Source organism: Tardiphaga sp. (assembly GCF_028290495.1).
In the GTDB taxonomy this organism is placed as follows: domain Bacteria; phylum Pseudomonadota; class Alphaproteobacteria; order Rhizobiales; family Xanthobacteraceae; genus Tardiphaga.
Genome location: NZ_JAQGJT010000162.1, coordinates 1 through 2,506, shown reverse-complemented (window position 1 = coordinate 2,506; position 2,506 = coordinate 1). Strand labels below are relative to the sequence as shown.

1 protein-coding gene and 2 pseudogenes are annotated in these 2,506 nt (G+C 60.5%); 2 read left to right on the top strand and 1 reads right to left on the bottom strand.

Annotated elements, in window-relative coordinates; all coding sequences use genetic code 11:
• Positions 1-720: 720 nt before the first annotated feature.
• Positions 721-1,215, bottom strand: coding sequence for a nucleoside deaminase (locus JWQ24_RS24495; protein WP_299813784.1), 495 nt, complete (start codon positions 1,213-1,215; stop codon positions 721-723).
• Between the two features lie 166 nt (positions 1,216-1,381).
• Between JWQ24_RS24495 and JWQ24_RS24490 the strand changes: the two are divergent.
• Both JWQ24_RS24490 and JWQ24_RS24485 read left to right on the top strand, forming a co-directional pair.
• Positions 1,382-1,522, top strand: a pseudogene (locus JWQ24_RS24490) (NAD(P)-dependent oxidoreductase); the annotation flags it as partial.
• Between the two features lie 259 nt (positions 1,523-1,781).
• Positions 1,782-2,506: pseudogene (locus tag JWQ24_RS24485) on the top strand (excinuclease ABC subunit A); the annotation flags it as partial.

Genomic DNA, 2,506 nt, shown 5'->3' with positions numbered 1-2,506 from the left:
TAAAAGTTACCCCATCGAGCAGGGAGACAAGCCGCCGAAATGATCCACGCTAATGCTTAGCGGCAAGCTGTCGCTCAAGATCATAGACCAGAGATGCTATGCGCTCGATCGTCAATGGATCGAGAGCTTGTCTGTTGATCTCGCGGTACCGATTAATTTTCAGTTTGAGTTCGTCGCATGCGCTGCACATGTTCCCGCTTTCAGAAAAGGGCGGGAGCGCTGCTCTCGTCACCGGTAGAGGCCAAGATCGAGGCGGTGATGTCGGCTAACAAACGTGACTATGTTCGGTTCCTGACTTTAAGTTAGAATCCTCGAAAAACGAAGAAACGCTGTTCATTGCGGGCATAATCAAGGGTGCGAGGTGAACCGAAGGCCCTTACTTCGGTGGCCGCAGCTCGCCCTTCAACCATCCGACCGCCTGCTCGGTTTCGAGTGGGTCGGGGCCTTCGCAGTCGAGGCATTGAAGCGTGCGCTTTCCCTTGCCGCCAAGAGGTAGCACCAGGATCAAGAAAGCCCCGCAGTCAGGACAGGTTGGTCGTTCGAACTGGCCCATCGGATCATTCTGCCGTCAGTCTGAAATTCCGTCAATTTCAAATTCGCCCAATGCGGTTGAAGCAGGCGGGGACCTGGGCCGGATAGGGCGGTTCATGGCGTCAGGCGGTCATGTTCCAGGGCGGCGGGAGGGTCGCTTATCGGCGGCATCTGACGCCGACGATGCGGTCACTTGTTACCTTGTTTGACGAGCGGCACCTTGTCCCATGGCCGATAGTAAAGCTTGCTGCAATCGTCCCGGAGCACGCCACCTTCGATCGACAGGTCGTCCCGATAGGCGTTCGCGACGAAATCCAGCGTATCGACGTGCCGCGCCTCGAAATACATTTGATGGACGTCCCTCCGCCCGGCGCCGAAGACGATCCGCCCGACCTTCGACCAGATTGACGCCATCGTGCACATGCCACACGGCTGGAGCGTCGTGTAGAGCGTCGCCCCTCGAAGTTCGCCGTTGTCAAAAGTTCGGCCAGCCTTCCTGATCGCCTCGATCTCGGCATGGGCGACGGCGTCATGGTGCCGGGCGACGTGATTGCGCTCGGCGGCGACGATCTTGCCCTCCATGACGATAACGCAGCCGATCGGCGACAGAGCGGGGTCTGCGCCGTCTTGGGTCGCCACCTTGAGCGCCTCCCGCATGAATCGAACGTCGCTTTCCAAGTCCATTTTAATCCTCCGCCCGCTTCGGTAATGTCCGAACGTACGGGTGCGCTCCGGGTTCGATCGGATGGCGCCTGCGGATCCGAAATGGCCTAGATGGAGCGGCCTGTAAGGCGGGAACCACGACCCCACGCATTCATTGTAACAGGCGCACTTGCATTGAGTTTCCGAAATGCCGATCGACCACTCCAAGCCGCTTTTCCCATCCCAGAAGCAGGCAATGCCCGGCTCGACCGACGCTATGCAGCCTCGTCCGGATTACGGCGAGACCAGCTACAAAGGATCGGGACGGCTGGAAGGGATGAAAGCCGTGTCGCCTGGCCGTTGGTCCGGCGGGACGATCACTGCTCCGATTTCCAGCCCTCAACCCGTAGGAAGCTCAATGCCCACCGAGCGCGAGTTCGAAATTTGTGCAGAGTTGAATCTCCTGCCTGAACATCTCTACGACGCCTCTGAAGCCGCATGATGGCCAGATCGATCGGACCGCGCGCCTTGCAGTTTTCAACCGCTCTATCCGCGCACATAGGGGGCGTGCCGCACGTCCGGCGCCGAAGCGAGTCGTGCGAGGCACCATGAAATCTGCCAAGCACGTGTCCCCATCCGCTACAAGTCCGCACGGGGATTTCGTTCGTGTGCGTGGCGCCAGAGAACACAATCTCAAGAACGTATCCGTGGACATTCCGCGAAACGCGCTGGTCGTCTTCACCGGTGTGTCCGGATCCGGCAAGTCGTCGCTGGCCTTCGGCACGCTATATGCGGAGGCACAGCGGCGATACTTGGAGTCGGTCTCGCCCTACGCCCGGCGTCTGTTCAACCAGATGTCGATCCCCGAGGTCGACGAGATCGACGGTCTGCCGCCGGCTGTGGCGCTACAGCAGCAGCGGGGCTCTCCGACGACGCGATCTTCGGTCGGAAGCGTCACCACGCTGTCGAACCTGCTTCGCATGCTCTATTCGCGCGCCGGCGACTATCCGCGGGGGCAAGCCCTGCTGTATGCGGAGTCGTTTTCGCCAAACACACCGGAAGGAGCGTGTCAGAACTGCCACGGTATCGGCCGCATCCACGATGTCACCGAGCGCTCGATGGTCCCGGACGATACCCTCACAATCCGTGAGCGTGCGGTCGCGGCCTGGCCGAGTGCCTGGCAGGGGCAGAACCTGCGGGACATCTTGGTGACCCTCGGGCACGACGTCGACACTCCCTGGCGCAAGCTGCCGAAGAAGACCCGGGACTGGATCCTGTTCACCGATGAGCAGCCCACCGTTCCGGTTTATGCCGGCTACACACCTGCCGAGGT

Coding starts and splice junctions, on each gene's coding strand:
- JWQ24_RS24495 (WP_299813784.1), bottom strand. CDS start 1,215: ATGGACTTGGAAAGCGACGTTCGATTCATGCGGGAGGCGCTCAAGGTG.